Below are 16969 nucleotides of genomic sequence, written 5' to 3'. Positions count from 1 at the left end.
GTGGCTGGGGGTCCTCAGAGACCCTGTCTCAGACGTCGCAGGGCTTCACAGACGCCTGAGAGGTGGGCGCGCATAGCCTGCTCGGCGGCATCAGGATCATGGGCAGCAATGGCCTCAACAACTGCCGAATGCTCGGTCAACGAGGTAGCAGGACGACCGGGCGCCAGAATGGTGCGATACTGATAGCGCACACTCTGCGAGCCAAGCGTCTCTAGTAATCTGGCCGCTGTACGATGGCGAGCGGCCTCCGCAATTGCCCGATGCAAAGCCGTATTCAGGGTTGAGTAGGAGACGAGGTCTCCATGCTCAATGCAGGCCCGCATCTGCTCCAGTAGGTCGCGCATCTGGGCAACATCTGCCGGTTGGGCTCGCATGGCAGCGAAGCGGGCCAGGAGCGATTCGATGGCGGTGCGCGCCTCTAAGATCTCCAGCGCCTCCTCGTGCGAAACGAAACGAACGCGCGCGCCACGGTTCGGCTCGCGTACCACCAGCCCTTCCTGCTCCAGGCGGGCCAACACGGTGCGGATGGTCGCCCGTCCGACTCCCAGCCGCGCCGTCAGCTCAAGCTCGATCAGCCGCTCATTCGGCTGCAGCGTGCCGTCAATGATCCAGTTGCGAAGACGCTCATAGCAGGTCTGTTCATTCAATAGTTGCGTTCCCATCTTCCTCAAACCACCGGTGTGCCATAGGTATGGAAGGTCTCAACGGTCTTGTTCCCCCAGGCTTGACCGCGCGCACGCTCCTCCTCTGTCCAGGTAACAGGCTTCCAGTCGGGAGCCAGAACCAGGTAGCCGCCAGAGCAAACCTCAATGCGATTCTTGCCTGGCTCATAGACATAGACAAAGTAGGTCTGGTTAATAGCGTGCTTGCTAGGCGCGAACTCGATGAAGACGCCGTAATCCACAAAGAGATTGGCCGCTCGCCAGATCAGTTCGTTGGATTCGACGTGAAAGGCGATGTGGTGGAGACGCCCCCTGGCACCTGTGGCATCCTGTGTATAGACCAGGTCGTAGGATTTGTTGGTGGCCCGGTACCACAATCCTGGGCGCCGGCCATTGTTGAGGAGAATCTGCTCAGTCAGGCGCAGACCCAGATAGCGCTCGACGAACTCACCGTCCTCCTCGGCATACGAAGAGAGAAAATTGACATGATCGAGCATCTTGACTCCCACCCCTCGCCCGGTCAACTTCTGGGGCTGGTTCTTTAAGGCAGGACGTAGATGGATGGGAGGCTGATAATACTCGGTCTCGTAATAGAGTTCTAGCAGATGGCCGTCGGGACCACGAAACTGATAGGCCCGACCATGACCGAAGTCCCCTTCAATCCATGTCCCTCGTACGCCTCCTTGCTCTAGCATGGCCACGCGCCGCTCTAACGCCTCCGGACTCATGGCCCGCAAGGCTGTATGACCAACGCCAGCGTGCTCATGTGCGGTTAGCTTGAGCGAATACTGCTCATAGTCGCCCCAACAGCGGAGATAGGCCGAGCGCCCAAGCTGGGCTACTTCCTCCATGCCCAGGACCTCGACGAAAAACCAGAGGCTCTCGTCAAAGCTCGGGGTCAATAGCTCAACATGCCCCAGGTGAGCAATGTCAAAGCAGAGCGCTTCGGACATGGCTCCGGAACCTCCTTTGTAGCGGGTCACGACTCCCGATGACTGCGCTGTGCTACCTAGACGCCAGGCCCCTTCACCCAGCAGAGTATTGTCACCAATCTTGTCCACAAAATTGTTAACAATAAAAGCGCACACCCCCACCACCTGCTCGCTTGCCCCGCGCACCTCACTGGCACCTCTTCGCCTCACAGACCACCCTTCCATACTCAACAATTTTGTCTACAAGATTGTTAACAACACCCACACCAAAAAAAAGAGAAAAGGACCACTTGGCATGAGGAGCAGCGCCGACCGTGGCCCGCTCCTCAGTGCTTTTAGCAGTATACCATATTTTTGCTGCTTTGTCAAGGCCAGGGCCATAGAGCAGTGTCTAGCGATCCGAAGAGGCCTTGTGGTCGGGCTCGCGACGCCGTGACTCGGCGGTGTCTGGCGCGCTAAAGGCGGCCTGCCATTGCAGGCGCAGCTCCTGGGCCCGAGCAAAGACCTCATTCAAGTGCGGATCATGGGCCGCGATGCGATCGCGTAGCCGCGTGAGTGCCAGGAGATACTCATTGAGGCTGCGCACCAGCGCTTCGCTATTCGTCAGGCAGATATCGCGATACATCTCGGGATTGCCGGCGGCCAGGCGCGTCATATCGCGGAAGCCGCTAGAGGCCAGCAAGGCTGCATCGCCCCAGGATGGAGCCTCGACGGCGGTTGTCATGAGGGCAATGGAGGCTACGAAAGGCAGATGGCTGACATAGGCGACCTGGCCATCGTGCTCTGCCGGTTCGAGGAAACGGATGCGGGCCCCCAAGGCTTCCACGAAGGTCGCAACCTTGTTGACAGCGCTCGGGCGGGTCCGTGGCGTTGGCGTCAGGCAATAGATCCGCCCCTGGAAGAGGCCGGCATCGGCAGCCTCAACTCCGCTGACTTCCTTCCCGGTCATCGGGTGTCCACCGACAAACGAGACATTCTCTGGCAGAAATTCCTCCGCCCAGCTAATGACCTGGGCCTTAGTGCTTGCCACATCGGTAATGACGGTTCCAGGGGTTACGCAGCTGGCAAGGTGCTGCAGGAGGGCCCGCATTGCCCCCACGGGTGTCGCCAGGACCACCAGCTCGGCGCCTCGCACAGCGTCGGCCAGCGAGTCATAGGCTTGATCAATCGCTCCGACCTTGCGAGCTTGCTCGCAAACTCCACGCCCCAGGTCATAACCGGTGACCTCTCGGGTCGCCTTCGCCTTATGGAGGGCCAGCCCGATCGAGCCGCCGATCAATCCTAATCCGACAATCGCTACACGCTGAAACATGGATTATCCTCACATTAGTGCAGCCAATGATACTGTTGATCGATGAGCACACGAAGCCAAAGCTACAGGAGCAATGGCGAAGTCAACAGCGTTAGAAAGAAGGCCGCGTCCGCTCTCGCGCTGGCAGGTTGAGCGAGAGGAGTGTCGCGCGATGGGCCTGCTCACTCAACTAAAAGTAGGGTAAGCTCTCCAGCCAGACTACTCCACCAGGGCCAATAGCAGCCCCTAACATGGTAGTGACCTCATCGCTGAGCAAAGCGCGCTGCTCTTTCCGGTACTCACGTAGAAAGCGCGGCAAGACTTCGGGGCCAGCGCGCTTGAGGAGGTCGACGGCAAAGCGCTCTAGCAGCAGATCGAAGCATAGGTAATCCTCTGCCGAAGTCTCCTCATCCCAGCTGAAGCTGCGAATGGTGACCGGCGTCTTTCCATCTTCTTCGGCCAGGAAGATCTCTCCATACAACTCATGCAGATCACGATTGACCACGTCGTGCTGGCCATCGAGGCGATGGGAGAGCCAGAGGGCTGCAAACTGCAGTTGCCATTCATCAGCCCAAAGCGGATAGTCCTCCGGCCAGGGACGCGGGTCCTGCTCTAAAAAAGCATAGGCCAGCTCGTGGTACAAGAGGAAAGTCAGCTTCTCGGCTGTCGGCTCGCCAATGATGGGGTCAAGCTGCGTCGGTATAACCAACGAGGGCGGCTCAGTCGCATTGGTAAAATAGGGCAGCCGGGTCTGCGCTTTCCCCAGATCCTCATCATGAGGCACCTTCTCCCAGTCAGGTGACGCGACCAGGATGATCTCCAGCTCCGGCAGCGGCAGTTTGAGCAACCGGCCTAGCTCTTCCGCCGCCTGATTGAGTTTCAGCAGGAGATGCCGCGCTTGCTGCTCATACCCCCGCGGATAGTAGAGCAGAAAGCTATCGAGCAGTGTCCGATAACGCTCATAGGGGAACGACATGATTTTCTTTCTTCTCGTCGTAGTCTCATACCAGGCCAGGGACCCTGTGACGTCAGGCTCCTGGTAGACTAGCCAGCAGGCTGTATAACTGCTGCCCCGTTGCCATGAGATGAGCACGGGCCGACCGAGAGCGAGCGGAGCGCTTTTCTCTCCCTCTTACTCGGCCCGACCTGGCTCCGGTCCCGTCCCGGAGGGCGCTGGCTCTCTCCCTCCCGGCAAAAGCCGCTCATCTCTTTCTTCGCGGGCATAGCGCTGCAGCTCCTCGATGGTCCTCTCTTGACGGAAACGCCGATAGAACCGCCGATAGAGCTGTTGGAGCCGCCGGGGCGCGAGCTGCTTGCCGCTGTCATAGTATTCCAGCGCTACCTGACCAATGGCCCACGTTCCGGCAGCCGCAATGGCACCAGCTACCAGGTCACCCCCTATAGGCACTACTTTGGCCGCTTGCTCCGCCAGGTAGCGCAGGCCCGCTCCGCCTATCATTGTCAGGATCAGCTCGCGTGCATGACGCATCGCTTCTCCGGAGGAGATCGGTTCCCCATAGAGAGCGGCCAGGCGCAATACTAGACGTACCTGCGTTCCCAGAATAATGGGAATGTCAATGAAAGGGACCGGCTCCAGACCAGCAGCCAGGCTGAGGAGCGTGGCGTTGCGGATGATCCGTTGGGCTGCACTGCGACGAAAGGCCGGCAGCTCTCGCCCAATAACCAGAGCGGCCTCGGGGCTGGCTTCAATAATGGCCGGAATCAGCTCCTCGGCAATGTTTTGGCCGTTTTGGGCAGAGATCGGAATGACTCCAGCAGCACCAAGGCGCACGGCGACCTCGGTCGCCAGGCGATCGCCATCTGATCCCGCTGGCAGCGCATCAATCTTGTTCACCGCCATCACCGTGGGCTTATTCAAGGCCCTCACTTCGTTGTAGAGCTCACGGTCCTCTGCCTGCAGCCCTCGTACACCATCTAGCAAAAGCACAATCACGCTCGCCTGCTCCAGCGCTCCCCTGGTAATGTCAGGGAGATGGCCAGGTGTATCAATGAGTGTAAATGGACCAAATTCGGCAGGGACCAGCGCCCGCGTGGTGCCTGCCTCGGGAGATACCAGGGAGATGTCCTTCCCCATGATCTTGTTGAAGAGGGTGCTTTTGCCAGAGTTAGGCCGCCCGACAATGACCACCGTGTTGCTGAGACCAGCCATCACTTCCTCATGGGCCTGCTTCCAATTGACCGCTCGCATGAAAGCCTGCATGAGCGCCAGATTGGCCGGTAGGTTTTTGAGCACGCTGAGACCTAGCTCACGCACGCTCTTCGGGCGCTCACTTTTGCGAAAGGCTCGCGGGAGCAACTGCTCCACAATATTCTTTTTGGTCGTTTCCTCACTCGCAGAGGAGCTTAGCTTTTTCTGGGCCACGCGCGTCGTCCTTCCCTGTACTATTTGTGCCTCGATGAAAGAAAAACTGCGATCGCAGCAATGCCGCTTTTCGTAACCATTATAGCTCTCGCTCTCAGGCGAGGCAACCGCCAGGCCCCACGCTGACAGCCGCATCCCCTTCTCACTCACTACTACTACTACCACGCCGATGGCAGAGATAGAGAGACGATCCCCAGCTCGCTCCTATCTTCAGCAAGCCCTCCGTTTTTTTCTTCTTTGCATCCTGCATTCTCTAGCCGTTTGTCTCTTCTGCAGGAGAAGCTGCTGTCAAAAGCAGCCGACCAGGTCGGTGGCGGTGGGCAAGGCCAGCGAGATCCTTCAGATCTTCGCTTCAGGCTACCGTTGCAGCGTAGCCTCAGCTTCTTCCTGGAGCGGAAGCACGACCTCCTCGGCCAGGCGTGTGATGATCCCCGATGGATAGGGAGGGCGCAGATTGAGAATCAGGTGCGTGGCACCAGACTTAATGAAGGTCCGCACTGTCGAGCGGAGGGCCGCCAGCGGATGGGCCAGATCAACAGGGAATTGAATAGAGCGCTCAATCTCCTGGGGATTGCGTCCAATGGCCGCACAGTGAGCATCTAGCACGGCTTGCTTGCGGCGAAACTCGTCGACGTCGCTGCCGTTATAGTTCCAGATCGAGGCGTAGCGCGCTACCACCCGCAGCGTCAGGCGCTCTCCGCTGCCGCCAATGACGAAAGGCGGGTGGGGTTTCTGCTGCGGCTTCGGCTCGCATGGCGCCTCATGCAAGTGGTAGTAGTTGCCTTCGAAGGTAACGCGCGGCTCTGTCCAGAGCCGCTTGATCACTTCACAGGCTTCGCCCAGACGACGAATACGCTCGCCCGTGGAGTAGAAGGGCAGTCCATAAGCCCGATGCTCGCGCTCAAACCAGGCAGCTCCCAGACCAAAGTCGAGCCGCCCCCCCCGAGATCAGATCGAGCGTCGCGCCCATCTTGGCCAGGACGGCAGGATGGCGGTAGGTATTGCCAGCGACCATCAGCCCTAGGCGCAGTCGCTGCGTCTGCGCCGCCAGGGCCGTCAGCAGGGTCCAGCCTTCTAGAATGGAGCCTTGACTCTGCTCTTCTGGCCCCAGCGGGATAAAATGGTCGAAGAGCCAGGCATGTTCAAAGGCCGGTTGGGCATCTGCCTCTTGCCAGATCTGCCGGATCTGTTCATAGCTCACAAACTGCTGCGCCGTCTTGATACCGAAGCGCAGCCTTCCCCTTGTCGCTGCCATTGTTACCTGCTTCTTTCTTTCTAGCCGGTGCTTGTCGTGCGCTGCCTTTGTGACTCAGACACGCTCTAAGGGAATAAAGCCAAGGGTGCGCAGGACATTATTCATCACCTGCGCGGTGGTCCGCACAATCCAGGCCCGAAAAGCCTTGACGCGCTGGTCCTCTTCCTTGACAATGGGAGGCGTGTGCTCATAGAAATCGCTGAAGTGAGCGGCCAGATCGTAGGCATAGGCGGCTAGCAGATTGGGAGCCAGATGGTCGGTCGCCTCTGCCAGACGGCGCGGGTAGGCGTCGATATGGCGCAGCAATTCCCACTCACTCTGCTCCAGAGCCGATGGCAGCTCCTCCAGGTGCTCCGGGACCTCATAGCCGCTCTCTTGCAGACGGCGCAGGATACTATTGGCACGCGCATAGGCATACTGAAGATAGACGCCCGTGTCCCCCGTTGGCCGGAGCACTTCCTCCATATCAAGGGCGATGACCTGCTGCAGGCTAAAACGGATCATAAAGTAGCGGATCGCCGAAGCTCCCAGAATAGCCGCGGTCTCATCGGGTAGGTCCGGCTTGACCTCTTTCATACGCGCGGTGGCCGCATTGATCAGGTCGTCGGCTTTGATCTCCAGGCCTTTGCGCCCCGACATCGGATAGAATTCGCGTCCATCGGAGGTATCTACTCCCAGGCTGGCAGCAGTCGCAGCGGAGAGGGTGACGATCTCATAGGCGAGGTGGGTCGAGTTCTTGGCCTGTTCCTCATAACTGAGGCGACGCAGGCTCTCGTAGACTACCTGCTGGGCATAGGACTGGCGTACATCGATGACGTTAATGACGCGCTGAGCATGGCCAAAGCGGAGAGGATCACCCTCGCTGCTCGCCTCCTCCCGGAGCGTCGGGGTGCGCATGGTCCAGAGCAGGCGCCCATCATGCTGGCGGCCCCACGGCACAAAGGTGAAGTGGACATCGAAGGCCGGATCATCGGTCAGACCGAACTTCCAAAGCTGGTAGGCGATATCCTTGGCGGTGTAGGTCGCCGTTCCATCGCTCTTGACCAGTACCTTGTCTAACGTGTGCTCACCCTCTTCGTCCTGGGACTCGTTTTCGCCAAATGGCAGAATCCAACAACCAGCCAGCTTGCCGCTCTCAGGCTGCCGTAGCAGGCCGCGATTTTTCAGGACCTCGAAGGTTTTCCTCCAGAGGCCGCTGTGAAGAATGGCTGACTCCCAGGTGAGCAGGTCGTAGGAGATATTCAGCCGGGACATGGTCTTCAGGTGAGCCTGTACGATACGTTGGGAGAGGTCGGCGGCCAGGGCCGCATAATCTGTCCCCTCCTCTGACTGCCCGGCTGCGGCCTCGCTGCCACGCTCAATGGCCTGCAGCACCGCGCGACGCCGCTCCAGCAGCTCCGGCTGCTCGTCGTAAGCTTTGCCTACCGCAACATAGACCCGCGAGCAGTAGTAGTCAAACGATTCGCCTGGCAGAGGTTCATCGCCTTCGGGAAGGTGCAGTCGCCCCTCCTTGAGGAGGGCGAAACCGACAACGACGTCGGCCACCTGCACTCCGGTATCGTCGATGTAGTTCTGGGCCTCAACCTGGTAGCCCTGAGTCCGTAGCATACGGACCAGGGTGTCCCCTAAGCACGAGTTCCGCAGGTGACCAACATGGGCCGCTTTGTTGCTGTTAATATTCGTATGCTCGACCACTACCTTGGTGCCCACCCCTGTCTCGCTCTGCCCAAAGTCAGGGCCAGCCTCCAGCACGCGCACCATGATGTCATGACTCACCAGCGGGCGGTTCAGGCGAAAGTTGAGATAGCCCGGGCGCGTGGCCGTGACTTCCTGCAGCGTCGGTAGATTCAGCGAGCGCAGATAGTCGGCCAGGGCCTCGGCGATGACCAGCGGTGGCCGCCCCAGGCGATTCTTCGCGGCCCATGACATGAGTGGAACGGAGTAGTCCCCAAAGCTGGCCTGAGCGGAGAAGCCCAGGTCGATGGGGAGTTCCTCAACAGGATAATCGATTTGTTCCCGGGCCAGGTAGCTCCTCGCCGCTTTTCTAACCAGTGCGCTGAGATACTCATGGAGATCTCTCGGTGCCGCTTCGGCGGTTTCCTGTGCCTCTGTGCTTATTGTCATACGGCCTCACTAAACAATCCGCAACACGGACGAATGAAGTAGCGTGATCCTAGAGTGAACGTTTGCGTTACACTATAGCGTAGCTCTCTCGCCCGGTCAAGGCCCGGGGGACCAGTCCATCTTCTTGGCCTCGCCCTCTCACAGACAGACAGAGAGCCGTACCAAACGGGGAGAGATGGGTGAGAATACAAGCACACTACCCAGGGATCGAGGGAAGGAAGGAGAACCGCCAGGAACTACTTCATTGGAACCAGAAACAAGGAGGCGTGACAGGTGGCTGGCCTGCCACGCCGCTACCACCCTTTGCTCTGCTGCGGCAATCCGAAAGCCCTTGTCTCAGGCAAGCTTCAACGAGCTCGCTAGCCAGCTCAGGACATGGGTCCAACCGGGAGACGGAACAATCCCTGACCGCTCTCCAGAATGCCTGCCCAGGAGCGGTACCAGGCCAGCAGGGCGGTCACGATGCCAAGCCAGCCACCAACGTTGGTGATCACTGAGTTGCCACTGAACTCAGCGATGCCTAGCACCACAAAGGTCAGGAAGAGGAAGAAGAGTACAGCCATCAGAGCCAGATCGGTGCGCAGGGCGCTCAGGAAGAAGAGCAGGGTGATCAGCCCCCAGGCCAGCATGAACCAGCCCAGAATGGGACCAGTCACTAGCAGCTTCTGCCAGGCGCTAAAGCCAAAGGCCAACCAGAAAGCGCCGTAGGTCGAGAAGGCCGTGGCTCCAAGGGTGTTGCGGTTGCGGAATTCCCACATGCCCGCCAGGAACTGCGCCAGACCGCCATAGAAGAGTGCCAGACCAAGAACATCGTTGATACCATTGCTGGAGACAAGACCGGCATTGACAACACTAAGGACAAATGTGGTCAGGGCAAATGCGGCCAGGCCAAGTGGAGCGGGATTGGCAACTGCGGCGGCAGCGGGTTCGCTGCGCTCTGCTGCAATCTGGGCCATTGACGTTCCCACCTTTCTGTCGAGATATGATGATGATCAGGCACACTGTGCCTCGCTTACTGGCCCCGGTACTCAGTTCGCTTGTCGCTTCGCTGCCCGGGCCCGCGCTCTCCACAGGCGACTCTGCCTGCTACCTACCAGGTAGGAGGTCGCCACCACCAGATGTCGCAAACACCTTCTATCTGCCCTCGCACCCGCTCAGGTGCGCCCTCACTCACAAGCTTCCATAAACAGGCATATCTCTATTTACGGATGAGATTGGCGCCCAGCAGCCCCCTTTCTGCAGTTGGCTATTGCTCAGTAATTATGGCCGCATCAGAGGAGTGGTGTATGTGATTATTATAACACATTTCGCGGGCAGACGGAACGTGGTTCTATGGCTTTCTAAAGGCCAGACTGGCTCTAGCAGCCTCCTTCGCAGGCTCGCTCTTGCGACAAGGGCCAGGAGCACGCCGCGTGAGAAGAAGCCCCGAAAGGAAGCCGCTTCCTGCCAGACTCAGACCCTGTGTCAAACCGCTTGTCGCGCTGCACCCCCGGTAGCAGTGATCTGGCCGCCCTCCTGCCTGGGCACTCGCCTACCGATGTGGTACACTGGCAAGAGAACGCGCGCCAGGGCAGGCTCTTTCTCTTCGACCGCGCCCTGCGCCTTTGTCTCCATCGGATGCTAGTACATATATGCTGCTTTTCTTTCACCATCAAAGATGAGGTGATTCAATGCCGCAAGATATCTTTATTATCGCAGGAGCACGTACGCCGGTCGGTGTTTTGCAAGGCTCCCTTTCGGAGATCAGCGCTATCGATCTGGGTGTGGTCGCTGCCAAAGAGGCCTTGCGACGAAGCAAGGTTGAGCCAGCGCTGGTTGATCAGGTGGTGATGGGCAATGTGCTGCAGACCAGCAAGGACGCTATCTATTTTGCCCGTCATATCGCTTTGAAAGCCGGCCTCCCGATCGAGGTGCCAGCTTTGACGGTCAATCGCTTGTGCGGTTCGGGTCTGCAGGCTATCGTGAGTGCGGCTCAGCTCCTCCTGCTTGGCGAGGGGCAGATCGCCCTGGCCGGCGGAGCGGAGAATATGACTCAGGCTCCTCATGTGATTCGCGGCGCCCGCTTTGGGTTTAAGCTGGGTCAGGCCCCGCAGCTGGAAGATAGCCTCTGGGAGGCTCTGATCGATACCTATATCGGCTGCGGGATGGCCATGACGGCGGAGAACCTGGCCGAGCGCTACGGGTTGACGCGCGAGGAGGTCGATGCTTACGCGCTGCGTAGCCAGGTGGCCGCGCGCCGTGCTCAGCAGGCCGGTTGGCTGGCAGAGGAGATTGTCCCGGTCACCGTGCGAGACCGCAAGGGCAATGCAGTGGAATTCAGCCAGGATGAGGGCATTCGCGATACTTCAATGGAGGCTCTAGCCAAGCTGCCAGCTCGCTTTCGCGAGGGCGGGGTGGTGACTGCTGGTAATGCCAGCGGGATTAACGATGCGGGCGCCTGCGTGGTCCTGGCAACCGAGGAGGCCGTGACGCGCCACAATCTGCAGCCAATGGCTCGCCTGGTCTCCTGGAGCGTGGTGGGCGTCCCCCCCGAGATTATGGGCATCGGCCCGGCCCCGGCGATTCGCCAGGCGCTCAAACGGGCTGATCTGCGCCTGGAGGATATGGACCGTATCGAGGTCAACGAGGCGTTTGCAGCCCAGTATCTGGCGGTGGAGAAGGAGCTGGACCTGCCACGCGAGAAGACGAATGTGAATGGAGGAGGCATTTCAATCGGTCACCCGCTGGCCGCCAGCGGTGCTCGTTTGACGATTACGCTGTTGCACGAGCTGCGTCGCCATCATTTGAAATACGGGGTGGCTTCGCTCTGCATCGGCGGTGGTCAGGGCATTGCCGCCGTTTTCGAGAATGTTGCTCCATGAAACGGACCGGGAACAATAGCCGGCTCTGACCCTACAGTCTTGCCTGTCGCTGGCGCTCCTGCCCCCTCCAAGCCGAGCCGAGCCGGGGACAGAGACAGAGCGTCAGCGACCAGGGGTCCATTCCTCGCTATTTGTAATAACAGCAGAGGACTGTACCGACTTCGCTCTCGCACGCCTGAGCATTGGAGGAGGCAGCAGGACCATGTACACCCCCTCTCATCGCTTCTTCGCTGATGATTCGTCTTGTTCTGGTTCATCCAGAGACTCCCAGGCTCCTCCTTCAGCAGCTGAGTCGCAGGCTGAGGCCGGACCAGGGTCATCGCCCACGACAGCTGATGAGCTGGAGCTTGTTCCTTTGCCCGCTGCCTCTCGGGCGCCGTTCCCCTGGCTGCGCTGGTGGGAAGAGGCTCGTGCTCGCCGTTGGCTGTTGGGCAGCGCCTTGGGCCTATTGCTGCTGACATTGCTGCTAGCCGTGATTCTTCCTCTACTGCGGGAGGCTTTCCTGTTTGGAGCGAGCGCTCCGCCCAGCACTGCAACTTCTGAGCCGGCTGCCCTTCTGACGAGCAGCCAAAACCTCCTGCTGACAGTCAACGGCGATAGGCTCTACGCCTTCTCTAGTAAGGGCGTACTCTCTGCCGTAGAGGCCCACGATGGACGTCTCCTTTGGCGCTATACCCTACCGGTTGCGGCTTCTCAGTTCCTGCCTTCTTCGCCTTTCGTGGCCAATGGAGTGGTCTATATCAGCGGCGCTTGCTTTGCAGCTTCTCCCCCAGGGACCCCACACGCCAGCCTTCCTTGTCTCTCAGGCTCCGGGGCGAGAACAATTGTAGCGGCTGTACGTGCCAGCGATGGTCATCTGCTCTGGCAGCGGGCAGAGGAAGGCCGCCTCTTCGCGAATACGCTTATTGATGGGAAGCTCTATCTGGTCCAGTCGTTGACCTCAGCAGCGTTGATCGAGGCCGTGGAGGCCAAGACTGGACAGGTTCTTTGGCAACGGCATCTTTCTGGCTCACTGAGTGGGGTGCTGGTGGGCGGTGATCAGGGGGATCAGATGGTGGTGGCTCTCCCTCTGGGAGCACAGAAGCAGCCGGACACTCAGTTGTTTGCGCTGCGGCTTGATGATGGTCAACCTCTCTGGAGCCAGATGCTTCCAGGCTCTTTGAGGCCCGTCTTAGAGGAGCAGGGTCGCATCTATCTGGCCACGGATGCCCAGGGAGCCAGCGCGCCCCTACCGGAAACGTTGCTCTGCCAATTGGATAGCCGAAGCGGCGCCCAGCTCTGGCAGCATACCATTCCAGGCCAGTTGGTCAAGCTCAACCTGTTCGGGAGTCGCACCGGCAACAAGCTGCTTGCGCTGACTGATGTGGCCAAGACCGCCCCCAGCAATACCTATGGCGGCGATGTGACTCTCTTCCTGGCACTCGATGACAAGAACGGCCAGCTGCTCTGGCAGCGCCCAGTGAATGAGGGACTCTCTCTTGCTATCCTGGCCCAGGAGCACAATGGCATGTTCTATCTAGCTCTGGAGCGTCAGGATCAGCCGCAGGCCCAGCTTATGGCAGTCTCTGTCAGCAATGGTCAACCGCTCTGGCAACAGCGCTATCCTGGCCAGGGGTTGATGAGCGCTCAGCCGAACGGTACGATGTTGTATGCTGCGGTGAATGATAACGCGGTGCTGGCTCTCGATGGCACTACCGGTCAGTTTCGCTGGCGAACCCGTTTTGCTGACACTATCAGCGATCTCGCCCTGGCGCCGAGCAATCCACTGCAGCTCTATGTCAGTACCTCTAGCGGACAACTGGCAGCTCTGGATAGCAGCAGCGGCCACTTACACTGGTTGCGCTCGCTGGCTGAGTAGCATCTGGCCCATAGGGAGAATTGTATGCACTATGGATTAGCGTTACCTTTATCCGGCATCGATGGCTCTATTGAACGCCTGGTTGACTATGCCTGTGCCGCCGAGGCTGCCGGCTGGGACGGCGTCTTTTTGGAGGATTACCTGGTCTACTGGGAGGGGACACAGGTGACGTTTGATCCCTGGCTGGCCCTGACAGCAATCGCTATGCGCACCAGTCGGATACGCCTCGGGATCACAGTGGTGCCGCTCCCAGTTCGCCAGCCCTGGAAAGTGGCTCGCGAGGCGGTGACGCTTGATCACCTCTCTCAGGGCAGGCTGATCCTGGGCTGCGGATTGGGCGACCTGCAAGATTCCTACTTTGGAGAGAACAGCGACTTGAAGCAGCGAGGGGCTATGTTGGACGAAGGGCTGACGGTTCTGGCGGGCCTGCTCAGTGGAGAGCCTTTCTCTTACCAGGGGACTTACTACCAGGTGCGCCCTCTTACTTTTAGACCAGCCCCGCTCCAGCAGCCACGCATCCCGATCTGGATCGGCGGTTTCTGGCCCCGGCGCGCGCCAGCTCGCCGAGCCGCGCGCTGGGATGGTTTTTGTCCCGCAAAGTTGTCCACCAACGGCGAGTTTGAGCCATTCACACCTGCCGAGATTGCCGCTATCAGAAGCTTTCTGCTGACCGAGCGCGCCAGCCTGGATGGCTTTGATCTTGTGGCCGGCGGCATCAGTCCCCACGACCCTCTACAGGCCAGAACCCAGGCCCAGCAGTTCACGGAGGCTGGGGCCACCTGGTGGATCGAGTTCGTGCAGCTTGCATCAAGCAATGCGCAGGAGCTTCTGCAGCACATCCAACAGGGACCCCCCGCCTAAGACAATCTTTTCCACTTCACCCGTTTCCCTTTCCTCTGACTGGTGACTGGTCCACTCTGGCCGCGCTATGCTTGCTCTCTGGCTTCAAAGATGCGTGAAGCCTCGCACGAGGAGGGCCAGCACCAGCAGAAGGACCGCGAGCAGGTTGCTGCTCATGTTCTGAGCCATGAGGGCCAGATATTGCTTCAGCTCGCCCCGGCTCCGCCGTAGAACCAGGTAGACAGGGATGACGGTGAGGACCGCCAGGATGCTGTACCAGGGGAAGACCCCGAGGAGAACGTCGATGATGATGAGCAAGGCTGTGAGACCCAGCAGCACCGCCCCTAAGTGTCGCGCTCTCTCTTCGCCAAGGAGTACTACCGGCGTCTTTTTCTGCGCTTCGCGATCAGCTCGCCAATGGAGAAAATGATGGAAATATAACACAAGAGTGGTGTAGAGACCTACAGGCAAGGCGGCGAGAATAGCAGATAAACTCATATTCCCTGCTTGAACGTAGTAGGCTCCCACCAGTGGAAGTAGACCAAATGAGAGGAAGATGTCTAGCTCTCCAAGACCACGGCCAATATAGGCGAGACGCAAGGGGGGTGCGACATAAAAGAAAGCCAGCAGGAAGCCAGCCCCCGCCAGGACAAGAACCCAGGGACGCCAGAGACTGAGAATGAGACCACACAGTAAGGCTACGGCAAAGAGAAGTACCCAGAGCCGGCGATATTCGGCCAGCGAGGCACTGCCACTGAAGAGGGCCTGTGAACCGGTGACGAGCGCCTCGCCCTGGCTCTGCAGCTGATGTGCCTGGGCATCAGTGCCCGCAGTGAAGTCAAAGACGTCATTAACTACGTTGGCGCCGAGATGGGCCGCCAGCGCTCCTATCAGGGTGAGCAGGAAGAGACCCCACTGGAAGCTGTAGCCCTCCTGCCAGGCCAGCACGGCCCCCAGGACTACCGGGGCCACCATGACGGGCAACGTACGGGCCCGCGTCACCCGCGCCCAGATGCGTACCTGTTCCATAGGCCAACGTTCGTACCTCCTTGAGATTTGCTCTTTCTTGCTCCTTGCTTTTCTTCAGCCCGACGCCGCTCCTCGCCTGGGCTTAGAAAGCAATCCGGCGGTCTCCTCTCTCTCCTCAGACTCTCGCTCTTGACTGCCAGCAACGCTAGTATAACACGCCACCAGGCTGCAGGCCCAAGAGCCGGGTCTTTTCTCTTTATTGCAGGCCGCTTCTTCCTCTGTTGCCAAATGATACACAAGACATTGCCTGAGTTGACATAAAAATCCGATTAAATATTCTTGTATAATATTCTTTTCTATATTGATAAGACAAAGAGAGAAACATATAATATCATTGTGTCAAGAAATCGCCGTAAGCGAGAGATGTTGGACGGTGACGAGTTCTGTTCCGCCCTTCCTGGAAAGGAGTAGAGAGAAGAGAAGATCCAGAGGCCGACAGGCCAACTCTCAACGCTGTCTGGAAGACCATGCTTTGGGCTGGGAAAGCCGACAAAGATACAAAATATCCTTCCCTTAAGCATTTCCAAAGACGTTCTATCGTCCGCTTCACGAGGAGCGCGTTTTCGCGAGCTGCCCTGCAGAGAGGCAGGAAGAAGAGTAGACAAGCAGCGAGGCCCGCGAGGAAGGCAGGCAGGTCAGGCTCGCCGTAACCAGACCTGCCGTGAGGTTCTGTCTGGAGGAAGGTGTATTATGCAAGGGTTAATCGTTGTGACGTGGGAGCGGTATCTCTACGAGCGCTTCGGCCAAGAATTTTTAGAGGTCTACCGCAAAGCCATTGGTTTGCAGAGTCGCACTGTTGCATTGGCAAGTCGCATCTACAAAGATGAACAGTGGCTTATCGGCGTCGAGGCCGCCAGCAAGCTAACGAAGCTCAGCCCTGATACGCTCCTCCGCGAATATGGGCGGTACTTCTTGCTCAATGGCCTCACAGGGCACTTCTGCGCCTACCTGTTAAGCCAGGTGCGCAGCGGGCGTGCGCTCCTACTGGCCATGCGCGATGCCCATGCGCAGATGCGACGCGCCTCACCTCAGATCATCCCTCCACTCTTTCGCTATGAGAGCATTTCCAGCAATCCCAATGAGCTGTTGCTCATCTACGACAGTCCCCGCCATCTCTGTTCTCTGCTGTGGGGCGCCATTGAAGGAGCTGCCGAACGCTACGGCGAAGGTGTCCGTATTATAGAGGTAGCCTGCATGAAGCATGGTGCCCCGGAGTGCAGACTAGAGGTGCAGTTTCTCCCAGGCAAGGGACAACCTGCCGAAACGCCCGCTCAGACTACCCAACGGCTTGCACGCCTGCGCCTGGCCCATCTGGTCTTGCTTGCTCTACCTGAGCGCGAGGGCCTCACGCTCTCTGAGCTGGCTGATCGACTGCGTCAGCGCCAGGTCGAGACCGAGCAGCTGCGTCCTCACTTCTTGCTAGAGGCTCTGGAGCACCTGCAGTTTGCCGGGCTGGTGCAGAGCAACGCCAGTCAGGGCAAGGAGCTGTTTCGCCGGCGCTACTGGCGCGCTCCCACCTCGGGGAAGTAAAGGTAGGAGGGCACTCTCGCCTTCTTCGCGGTGGCTGGCTGGCTTCCCGCTCAATGCCCCTTTGTGATGTTCCCCCGGCCCCTGGCCAGCCACCGCCACCGATCGCCCGATCCTTACCACCTCCCCTGGAGGGGGGATTGTTCTGGGCCAATAATAGGTAACACATGTTACCTATTATGCCTACTTCTATCGCCCTGATAGGTG

At 59.1% G+C, this 16969-nt stretch carries 14 protein-coding genes; 4 read left to right on the top strand and 10 right to left on the bottom strand.

The features are described from left to right. Nucleotides 1–14 precede the first annotated feature (14 nt). The 9 genes from N688_RS08345 to N688_RS08310 all read right to left on the bottom strand — a co-directional run bounded on the left by N688_RS08345 (nucleotide 15) and on the right by N688_RS08310 (nucleotide 9603). Nucleotides 15–662, bottom strand: a complete 648-nt coding sequence (locus N688_RS08345) for a GntR family transcriptional regulator (protein ID WP_052888853.1) — start codon at nucleotides 660–662, stop codon at nucleotides 15–17. Between the two features lie 5 nt (nucleotides 663–667). Further along, nucleotides 668–1615 (bottom strand): VOC family protein, encoded by a 948-nt coding sequence (locus N688_RS08340; protein WP_052888852.1) that lies wholly within the window; start codon nucleotides 1613–1615, stop codon nucleotides 668–670. A 370-nt stretch (nucleotides 1616–1985) separates the two neighbouring features. Beyond that, entirely contained in the window at nucleotides 1986–2906 is a 921-nt protein-coding gene (locus tag N688_RS08335; RefSeq protein ID WP_052888851.1) for a prephenate dehydrogenase, read from the bottom strand. A 169-nt stretch (nucleotides 2907–3075) separates the two neighbouring features. Continuing rightward, complete coding sequence (locus N688_RS08330) at nucleotides 3076–3861, bottom strand: hypothetical protein (protein ID WP_052888850.1); 786 nt, start codon at nucleotides 3859–3861, stop codon at nucleotides 3076–3078. A gap of 156 nt (nucleotides 3862–4017) precedes the next feature. After that, nucleotides 4018–5403 carry a GTP-binding protein gene (locus tag N688_RS08325; RefSeq protein ID WP_052888849.1) on the bottom strand — a complete coding sequence of 462 codons (1386 nt, stop codon included), beginning with the start codon at nucleotides 5401–5403 and terminating at the stop codon, nucleotides 4018–4020. A gap of 222 nt (nucleotides 5404–5625) precedes the next feature. Continuing rightward, complete coding sequence (locus N688_RS23770) at nucleotides 5626–6189, bottom strand: LLM class flavin-dependent oxidoreductase (RefSeq protein ID WP_202902004.1); 564 nt, start codon at nucleotides 6187–6189, stop codon at nucleotides 5626–5628. Beyond that, the gene (locus N688_RS23765; RefSeq protein WP_202901867.1) at nucleotides 6170–6523 is read right to left on the bottom strand and encodes an LLM class flavin-dependent oxidoreductase; all 354 of its coding nucleotides are present in this window, start codon (nucleotides 6521–6523) and stop codon (nucleotides 6170–6172) included. Before N688_RS23765 ends, N688_RS23770 begins: the two co-directional genes overlap by 20 nt. Nucleotides 6524–6577: 54 nt before the next feature. Next, entirely contained in the window at nucleotides 6578–8647 is a 2070-nt protein-coding gene (locus tag N688_RS08315) for an arginine--tRNA ligase (RefSeq protein WP_052888848.1), read from the bottom strand. Between the two features lie 368 nt (nucleotides 8648–9015). Then, the gene (locus tag N688_RS08310; protein WP_052888847.1) at nucleotides 9016–9603 is read right to left on the bottom strand and encodes an acetate uptake transporter; all 588 of its coding nucleotides are present in this window, start codon (nucleotides 9601–9603) and stop codon (nucleotides 9016–9018) included. 714 nt (nucleotides 9604–10317) lie between these two features. Between N688_RS08310 and N688_RS08305 the strand changes: the two genes are divergently transcribed. The 3 genes from N688_RS08305 (at nucleotide 10318) to N688_RS08295 (ending at nucleotide 14227) form a co-directional block, all read left to right on the top strand. Then, nucleotides 10318–11508 (top strand): acetyl-CoA C-acetyltransferase, encoded by a 1191-nt coding sequence (locus N688_RS08305; RefSeq protein WP_052888846.1) that lies wholly within the window; start codon nucleotides 10318–10320, stop codon nucleotides 11506–11508. A 355-nt stretch (nucleotides 11509–11863) separates the two neighbouring features. Further along, nucleotides 11864–13366, top strand: a complete 1503-nt coding sequence (locus N688_RS08300) for an outer membrane protein assembly factor BamB family protein (protein WP_162179517.1) — start codon at nucleotides 11864–11866, stop codon at nucleotides 13364–13366. A gap of 24 nt (nucleotides 13367–13390) precedes the next feature. Next, nucleotides 13391–14227 (top strand): LLM class flavin-dependent oxidoreductase, encoded by an 837-nt coding sequence (locus N688_RS08295; protein WP_052888844.1) that lies wholly within the window; start codon nucleotides 13391–13393, stop codon nucleotides 14225–14227. Between the two features lie 84 nt (nucleotides 14228–14311). On the opposite strand, the gene N688_RS08290 is transcribed toward N688_RS08295, so the two are convergent. After that, entirely contained in the window at nucleotides 14312–15235 is a 924-nt protein-coding gene (locus N688_RS08290) for a prenyltransferase (RefSeq protein ID WP_052888843.1), read from the bottom strand. A 690-nt stretch (nucleotides 15236–15925) separates the two neighbouring features. Between N688_RS08290 and N688_RS08285 the strand changes: the two genes are divergently transcribed. Continuing rightward, entirely contained in the window at nucleotides 15926–16765 is an 840-nt protein-coding gene (locus N688_RS08285; protein ID WP_052888842.1) for a heme NO-binding domain-containing protein, read from the top strand. Nucleotides 16766–16969: the final 204 nt, after the last annotated feature.

The sequence above is a fragment of the Thermogemmatispora carboxidivorans genome (assembly GCF_000702505.1).
In the GTDB taxonomy this organism is placed as follows: domain Bacteria; phylum Chloroflexota; class Ktedonobacteria; order Ktedonobacterales; family Ktedonobacteraceae; genus Thermogemmatispora; species Thermogemmatispora carboxidivorans.
Note: the sequence above shows the minus strand (reverse complement) of the source record. Positions and strands in the feature narration are given on the sequence as shown.

Bases quoted from the DNA above. Each gene is read 5' to 3' on its own strand.
- N688_RS08325 (WP_052888849.1), bottom strand. From the start codon at position 5,403: ATGCGGCTGTCAGCGTGGGGCCTGGCGGTTGCCTCGCCTGAGAGCGAG.
- N688_RS08305 (WP_052888846.1), top strand. From the start codon at position 10,318: ATGCCGCAAGATATCTTTATTATCGCAGGAGCACGTACGCCGGTCGGT.
- N688_RS08285 (WP_052888842.1), top strand. From the start codon at position 15,926: ATGCAAGGGTTAATCGTTGTGACGTGGGAGCGGTATCTCTACGAGCGC.
- N688_RS08345 (WP_052888853.1), bottom strand. From the start codon at position 662: ATGGGAACGCAACTATTGAATGAACAGACCTGCTATGAGCGTCTTCGC.
- N688_RS08310 (WP_052888847.1), bottom strand. From the start codon at position 9,603: ATGGCCCAGATTGCAGCAGAGCGCAGCGAACCCGCTGCCGCCGCAGTT.
- N688_RS23765 (WP_202901867.1), bottom strand. From the start codon at position 6,523: ATGGCAGCGACAAGGGGAAGGCTGCGCTTCGGTATCAAGACGGCGCAG.
- N688_RS08330 (WP_052888850.1), bottom strand. From the start codon at position 3,861: ATGTCGTTCCCCTATGAGCGTTATCGGACACTGCTCGATAGCTTTCTG.
- N688_RS08340 (WP_052888852.1), bottom strand. From the start codon at position 1,615: ATGTCCGAAGCGCTCTGCTTTGACATTGCTCACCTGGGGCATGTTGAG.
- N688_RS08295 (WP_052888844.1), top strand. From the start codon at position 13,391: ATGCACTATGGATTAGCGTTACCTTTATCCGGCATCGATGGCTCTATT.
- N688_RS08335 (WP_052888851.1), bottom strand. From the start codon at position 2,906: ATGTTTCAGCGTGTAGCGATTGTCGGATTAGGATTGATCGGCGGCTCG.
- N688_RS08290 (WP_052888843.1), bottom strand. From the start codon at position 15,235: ATGGAACAGGTACGCATCTGGGCGCGGGTGACGCGGGCCCGTACGTTG.
- N688_RS08315 (WP_052888848.1), bottom strand. From the start codon at position 8,647: ATGACAATAAGCACAGAGGCACAGGAAACCGCCGAAGCGGCACCGAGA.